The 7,193-nt window shown below is 61.0% G+C and carries 5 protein-coding genes; 4 read left to right on the top strand and 1 reads right to left on the bottom strand.

Annotation, left to right across the window (positions count from 1 at the left end; genetic code table 11):
- Nucleotides 1-514 precede the first annotated feature (514 nt).
- On the top strand, nucleotides 515-1,315 hold the full coding sequence (locus M5G11_RS26975) for an aminoglycoside phosphotransferase family protein (RefSeq protein WP_273913770.1): 801 nt from the start codon (nucleotides 515-517) through the stop codon (nucleotides 1,313-1,315).
- A gap of 51 nt (nucleotides 1,316-1,366) precedes the next feature.
- Nucleotides 1,367-2,260, top strand: a complete 894-nt coding sequence (locus tag M5G11_RS26980; protein ID WP_273913771.1) for a formate/nitrite transporter family protein — start codon at nucleotides 1,367-1,369, stop codon at nucleotides 2,258-2,260.
- On the opposite strand, the gene M5G11_RS26985 is transcribed toward M5G11_RS26980, so the two are convergent.
- Entirely contained in the window at nucleotides 2,244-3,302 is a 1,059-nt protein-coding gene (locus tag M5G11_RS26985; RefSeq protein ID WP_273913772.1) for an MBL fold metallo-hydrolase, read from the bottom strand. The genes M5G11_RS26980 and M5G11_RS26985 overlap by 17 nt on opposite strands.
- Nucleotides 3,303-3,464: 162 nt before the next feature.
- On the opposite strand from M5G11_RS26985, the gene M5G11_RS26990 reads away from it, so the two are divergent.
- Both M5G11_RS26990 and M5G11_RS26995 read left to right on the top strand, forming a co-directional pair.
- The gene (locus tag M5G11_RS26990) at nucleotides 3,465-4,541 is read left to right on the top strand and encodes a diguanylate cyclase (protein ID WP_273913773.1); all 1,077 of its coding nucleotides are present in this window, start codon (nucleotides 3,465-3,467) and stop codon (nucleotides 4,539-4,541) included.
- Between the two features lie 59 nt (nucleotides 4,542-4,600).
- Nucleotides 4,601-7,193 (top strand): bifunctional diguanylate cyclase/phosphodiesterase (locus M5G11_RS26995; protein WP_273925435.1); only part of this gene is annotated, 2,593 nt, incomplete at its 3' end.

A 7,193-nucleotide genomic window follows, 5' to 3' on the forward strand; every position in this document is an offset into this window, starting at 1 on the left:
TCTCGTATAGCCACTTGTGACACTGATAATCTTTTTGACTATCAGTCTGAGCTCACAAGCACCCACACGAATTGCTTGATTCAGTTGTTAAAGAGCGGTTGGTTAAGAATCTTTCTTCTCAACAGAGGCGCGAATTCTACGCTTTCCTCATGGCCTGTCAAGCGTTTATTTTGAAGTCTTTCAGAATTTCCTGTTTAACTTCAAGCGCTTAACTCGCTACGATCTCTCGTCAGCGGGAGGCGAATTCTACAGAACTTATCGTTGCTGTCAACTGCCTTTTTCACCGCTGTCAATCTTTCGATCGAAGCATCCCGGCACTACCTGGAACATCTAACTCATTGAGTTTCAAGGAGTTTTCTGTTCCGACTACGCCGGAAGTGGGGCGAATTATAGAGAGATTAAATCGAGCGTCAAGGGTTAACTTCAACAATCATGACATTTATGCCTTCATGGCCCTTTCGCGGTCCTTTTACTGCATCCTCTATATAAGAAGAGAACCGTAAAGGAGCCCAACGTGTTCGAAGCCTACCTGCAACACTGGGGACTGATCGTCGACGGCGCCCCGCTCATCACCCACAGCAGCCACTTGTTGCCCGTACGCTATAACGGTAGCGCCGCCATGCTCAAGGTTGCCCTGCACGCCGAAGAGCAACGCGGTGCTCGGGTCATGTGCTGGTGGGATGGCCAAGGCGCCGCCCCGGTGCTGGGCCACTACGACAAGGGCCTGCTGCTGGAACGGGCACCAGCGGCCAGGTCACTGGACAGCTATATAGAAGAAGGGCGCGACAGCGAAGCCACCACCCTGCTCTGCAACGCCATTGCCGCCCTGCACGCCCCACGCGACAACCCCTTGCCTGAACTGCTCGACCTCGGCACCTGGTTCAGCGACCTGTGGCCAGCCGCCAACGCCCATGGCGGGCTGTATCAACACAGTGCCGATGCGGCCCGCACGCTATTGACCGCCCCACAAGAGTGTTGCGTGCTGCACGGTGATATCCACCACGGCAATATTCTCGACTTCGCCGACAGGGGCTGGCTGGCCATCGACCCCAAGGGCCTGTACGGAGAACGCGGGTTCGATTACGCCAACCTGTTCTGCAACCCCGATGCCGACATTGCCACCGACCCGCACCACTTCGAACAGCGCCTGCAAACGGTCTGCGCCCATTCAGGCCTTGCCCGGGAGCGTCTGCTGCTGTGGATTCTTGCCTGGTGCGGCCTGTCTGCCGCATGGTTCCGTGAAGACGACATGCTCGAAGCGGCAAACACACCATTGAGCGTCGGCGCACTCGCCCTTGCTGCCCTAGGCAACTAATGGGCTGGCGATGAATCTCTACTCATAGGTTCATCAAAGAAGACGCCCCCCATGAGCAAGCAGCCAAGCGACAAGACTCCAGGCCTGTCAGCGGATGAAGAACAGGAAGTGCACGCCAACCAGCCACCCCGCGCGGCCGTGTTGCACGAGATCATCCGCAGCCAGGGCGACAAGGAGCTGGAGCGCTCCATCGCCGCGCTGTGGTGGTCAGCCCTGGCCGCCGGCCTGAGCATGGGCCTGTCATTGATGGCCATGGGGCTGTTCTATTCACGCCTGCCCGACCATGAAAGCAGCCAGGTGATCGCCAGCCTCGGCTATTCGGCCGGTTTTCTCGCGGTGATCCTGGCCCGCCAGCAACTGTTTACCGAAAACACCCTGACTGCCGTACTCCCGGTCATGACCACCCCTACCCTCGCCAACCTCGGGCGACTGCTGCGGCTGTGGTCGGTGGTGCTGTTCGGCAACCTGGCCGGCACCCTGCTGGTGTCCTACGTGATGCTCAACCTGCCGATTTTCGACAGCAAGACCGATATCGCCTTCCTCGACGTCGGGCGCAAGGTAATGGAGAACGACCTCGGCCAGATGTTCAGCAAAGGCATCATCTCCGGCTGGATGATCGCCACCATGGTCTGGATGATCCCGTCGATGGAGAACGCCAAGCTCTGGATCATCCTGATCATCACCTACCTGATGGCACTCGGCGACTTCACCCATATCGTCGTCGGTTCGCTGGAGGTGTCGTACCTGGTCTGGGCCGGGGAAGTCAGCTGGGCACAGTTCGGCCTGGACTTCGCGATACCCACCCTGGTGGGCAATATCATCGGCGGCAGCTTTATCTTTGCCTTGATCAGCCATGCCCAGGTACGCAGCGAAAGTGGTACGCCAACGGCCAAGCACAGCACGCCAAACGATAAAGCCAAAGCGCCACCTACCGCTGATCGTTAACCAATGTCGAGGCCGACATGGCTGTGCGCTGCTCCAGCGGCAGCCACCAGGCCTGGCCACGGTGCGGCTGCTCGAGGCTGACCCGCTCGCCCATCTGCGGCGTACTCAACGGCACCTGCGCAGCCGACGCCAGCGCCATGATGCGGTCGAACGGTTCGTGCCAGCTGTGCAGCGACAAGTCGAACGTGCCGTTGTGGATCGGCAGCATCCAGCGCCCACGCAAATCCTGATGAGCCTGCAGGCTCTGCTCCGGCTGCATGTGCACGTTCGGCCAATTGAGGTTGTAGGCACCGGTCTCGACCAGGGTCAGGTCAAAGGGCCCGAAGCGCTCGCCGATCTCGCGAAAGCCGGCGAAGTAACCGGTATCGCCGCTGAAGAACAAGCGCCGCTCATCATCGATGATGACCCACGATGCCCACAGCGTGCGGTTGCTGTCGAACAGCCCACGCCCGGAGAAGTGCTGCGCGGGCGTGGCCACCAGGCGAACCCCGGCCACGACCGTCTCCTGCCACCAGTCCAGTTGCTGCACCTTGCTCGCCGGCACGCCCCATTCAATCAAGGTATCGCCTACGCCCAGGGGCGTGATGAAGTGCTCGGCCCGCTCTGCCAACGTGCGTATCGCCTGCTCATCCAGGTGATCGTAATGGTCGTGGGAGAGAATCACCGCGGTGATCGGTGGCAACTGCGCCAGGCCCAGGGGCGGCTGATGGAAACGCAGCGGCCCGGCCCACTGCACCGGCGAGGCGCGTTCGGCAAACACCGGGTCGGTAATAAAGAAGCGCCCGCGCAGTTTTAGCAGTACCGTAGAGTGTCCCAGGCGCCACAGGCTGCGATCCGGAGCCGCAAGCAGTTGCGCCGAGGTCAGCGCCTGCACCGGAATTGGCGCAGCCGGGCGAGTATCCGCCGGTTTGCTCAGCAACAGGTACTTGAAGCCGATGCGCAGCTTTTTCAGTACGCCGTCCTGGGGAAATTCGGCCTGGTTGCGATAACGGCCTTCGTGCTGAAGCGACGCGTCGCCGGCTTGCGCTGCTGAAAGTTTCATCAACACCAGTACTCCAAGGGTTACAGACAGTTTGGACGGCACCCTCATTGTTTGCACCAACCGTGAAATGGCTCGTAAGGCCATTCTTTAATAAGCGGTGATTGCTCGACAATATTCACGCAAATTATGCGATAAACGGCGCCCGCGAAAAGATCGATAACCATGACGGAAAACTTACGAGGCAAGGGACTTTCATTTGTCAGGAGGATTTACCTGCCGCGCATTATCGGCCTGGGAATTGGCTTGTTCAGTGTTTATGCCGCCATTACGCCGCTGGGTCTGCCGCAGTGGGTCTGGGGGCTGCTGTTCTTCAACGGCCTGGCCTGGCCGCACCTGGCCTATCAATTGGGCCTGCGCTCCAAAGTGCCGTATCAGACCGAACGCCGCAACCTGCTGATCGATTCGCTGATGGGCGGTTTCTGGACCGCGACCATGCAGTTCAACCCCCTGCCCAGCGTCACCATCCTGTCGATGATGACCATGAACAATGTCGCTGCCGGTGGCCAGCGCCTGCTGCTCAAGGGCGCGATTGCCCAGGTGGCCGGCATGCTGCTGTCAGTTGCCATCTTCGGCCCCGGTTTGCAACTGGTGACCACCCCTTCACAAGTCTATGCCTGCCTGCCGATGCTGACGCTTTATCCGTTGGCGCTGGGCTGGGTCTGCTATCGCCTGGCGATCAAGCTGTCCGAGCACAAGCGCACCCTCAGTGCCCTGAGCCGCACCGACAGCCTTACCGGGCTGCTCAACCACGGCTCGTGGAAAGACCTGCTGCAACTGAAGTTCCACGCCAGCCAGCAGCAACAGTGCGAGTCGGTGATCGCGATCATCGATATCGACCATTTCAAGCGCATCAACGACACCTATGGCCATGTGGTCGGCGACTGCGTGCTGCGCCAACTGAGCAGCGAGCTCAAGCGCACCCTGCGCGAAGATGACCTGGCCGGGCGCTACGGCGGCGACGAGTTCTGCGTGATCCTGCCCAACACCAGCCTGGAGCAGGCGCACGGGGTGATGGAGCGCCTGCGCCAGCAGGTCAGCGATTTTCGCAATGAGCAACTGCCGCAGCTGCGCATCAGCCTGAGTATTGGCCTGGCGAGCTGCCGGCGCGACTTCGAAGACCCGGTGGCCTGGCTCAACGAGGCCGACCAAGCCCTGTATGCAGCGAAAAATAGCGGCCGCAACAAGGTCAATTTTGCCGATGCCGACGGCAACTCGCTCAGGCTCGCCTATCCTGATTGAAAGTTCGCCCGGAAGGTTGCGGCCTGAAGGGATGCACGTCAGACAGGATTCGCACGCCCATGGACAGGAACCTCGTTGTTCGCCCGCCCGTGTCACGCCCCAGCCTGCAAACGCGCAAACTCAATGCGGTGATTGCAGCCCTGTTCGCCCTGGCCTGCCTGATTGCCCTGGGCGCCCTGTTCAACATCGCCGGTACGCTCAATCGTAACGAGAGCGACAAGAGCTCGTTCTATATCAACAAGGCGCTGGAGCAGCGTCTTGAAGCCTCCCGCCAGTTCCTGTCCAGCTATGCCGTGTGGGATGCCGCCTACGAGCACCTCAATGGGCCGGTCGACATGCAATGGGCCTATGTCGAGAAAAATGTCGGTGACTCACTGTTTGGTGCCAGTGGCTATGAAGGGGTGTTCGTGGTCGATGACCATGCCACCAAATATGCGCTGTTCAAGGGCCAGCCGAGCGAAGCGACAGCCAGCGCCTACATTGACACCCCACTCGCGCCGATCATCGAGCAGGCCCGTGCGGTGGCCGCCGAACGCCAGCAAACCACGCACATGGTGCTGTTCAATGGCTGGCCTGCGGTGCTGACGGCAGCGGCCATCCGTCCGGACGACGAAGTGCTGGATATCGACCCCAAGACCACCTCGGTGATGCTCTTCGTCGACCAGCTCACCCAGGCGAAACTCGACAAGCTCGGTGCTGACGCCGGCCTGGAAGGCCTGCATGCAGAGAAAACCAGCGCCCCGAGCAGCGAGGCCCCTACCCTGAAACTGGGCGACACCGGCTATCGGCTGGACTGGAACACCCCACGCCCCGGTGACCGCCTGTTGTGGGCGGTATTGCCGCCGCTGCTCGGGGCCATGCTGGTGCTGGGGTTGTTGATGGGCTATTTCTTCCGTTATGCCCTGCGTACATCGCGGGAAATCGACGGCAACCTGCAGCGCCTGCAAACCACCAACCAGGCCCTCGAAGCCAGCGAACAACGCTTTCGCGCGGTCGCCGAGGCTGCCTCGGACTGGATCTGGGAGACCGACCGGCATCACCGGCTCACCTACCTGTCCCAGCGCTTTGTCGCCGTTACCGGATACAGCACCGAGGACTGGCTGGGCCAACCGCTCAACCAACTGCTCAGTTGCGAGACCACGCCGTTGACCCTGTGGCTCGACGAGCAGTCCGATCCCAACCCGCAGCAGCACGCCAACCTGCGCTGCGCCTACCGCGACCAGAGCAACCAGACGCGTTTCTGCCGGGTGTCGGCCCGGGCGATTATCTACGACGGGCAATTGGCGGGTTTTCGCGGCACCGCCAGCGACATCACCGACGAAGTCGCCGCCCATGCGCGTATCCAGCACTTGTCGATGCATGACGCCCTGACCGGCCTGGCCAATCGCAACAAGCTCTCGCGCTTCCTTGAGCAGGCCCTGCTGCGCGAGCGTGATGCGCCGCCGCTGACCTTGATCCTGCTGGACCTGGACAGTTTCAAGCAGATCAACGATTCCCTCGGCCACGCGGCTGGCGACGCGGTATTGCTGGAGGTGGCGGCGCGCCTGCGCGACTCGACCCGCGACGGTGACCTGGTAGCCCGCCTGGGTGGCGACGAATTCGTCCTGGTGATGAACGGCATGGACAGCCGCAGCGAGATCGACCGCTTCTGCGGCCGGCTGATCGACAACGTCCAGCAACCGATCCTGCACGACGACCAGCCGCTGCATGTCGGCGCCAGCCTGGGTATTGCCCAGACCCGCCTGCAAGGCTTCGACGCGGGCGAACTGATCCGCTGCGCGGACATTGCGCTGTACCAGGCCAAGGCCGACGGCAAGAACACCTGGCGCTACTTCTCGCCGGAAATGAACGACCAGATCCAGTACCGCCGGCAATTGGAAAACGACCTGCGCCGGGCGGTGAAAAACCATGAGTTCATCCTGCACTTCCAGCCGCGCTATCGCCTGGAGACCATGGAGATCGTCTCGGTCGAGGCATTGTTGCGCTGGCAGCATCCGGTTGAAGGGTTGCTGGGGCCGGATACCTTCATCCCCCTGGCTGAGCAGACCGACTTGATCGTGCCGCTGGGGCGCTGGGTATTGCGCGAGGCGTGCGAGATCGCCAAGGGTTGGCCCACCGGCCTGCTGGTGTCGGTGAACCTGTCGCCGGCGCAGTTCTCTCGCAGCGACGTGGTGAAAGATGTCCGCGACATCCTGATCGAAACCGGCTTCCCGGCGCAGCGCCTGGAGCTGGAGATTACCGAGAACGTGATGCTCAACGATATCGAAGGGGCGCTGGGCACCATGAATGCGCTGAAAGAACTCGGCGTGCGCCTGAACATGGATGACTTCGGCACCGGGTACTCATCGCTGGGGTATTTGCGCACCTATCCGTTCGACAGCATCAAGATCGACAAGCGTTTCATTGCCGGCTTGAGCAGTGACGGCAATGACCGCGCAGTGGTGCAGGCAATCATCAACCTGGGCAAGGCCATGGGGCTGACGGTGACCGCCGAAGGGGTGGAGACCGAGCAACAGCTCAGGGCCCTGGACAAGGAGAAATGTCACGAGGTGCAGGGGTTCTATTTGAGCAAGCCGGTGGACAAGGTGGCGTTTGAGCAGTTGCTCAATGAGCACCGGACCGGGTCGAGGCTGGGGGACTGTCAGATTTTTT

Source organism: Pseudomonas fontis, assembly GCF_028656955.1.
GTDB classification, from domain to species: domain Bacteria; phylum Pseudomonadota; class Gammaproteobacteria; order Pseudomonadales; family Pseudomonadaceae; genus Aquipseudomonas; species Aquipseudomonas fontis.

Bases quoted from the DNA above. Each gene is read 5' to 3' on its own strand.
- M5G11_RS26980 (WP_273913771.1), top strand. From the start codon at position 1,367: ATGAGCAAGCAGCCAAGCGACAAGACTCCAGGCCTGTCAGCGGATGAA.
- M5G11_RS26985 (WP_273913772.1), bottom strand. From the start codon at position 3,302: ATGAAACTTTCAGCAGCGCAAGCCGGCGACGCGTCGCTTCAGCACGAA.
- M5G11_RS26990 (WP_273913773.1), top strand. From the start codon at position 3,465: ATGACGGAAAACTTACGAGGCAAGGGACTTTCATTTGTCAGGAGGATT.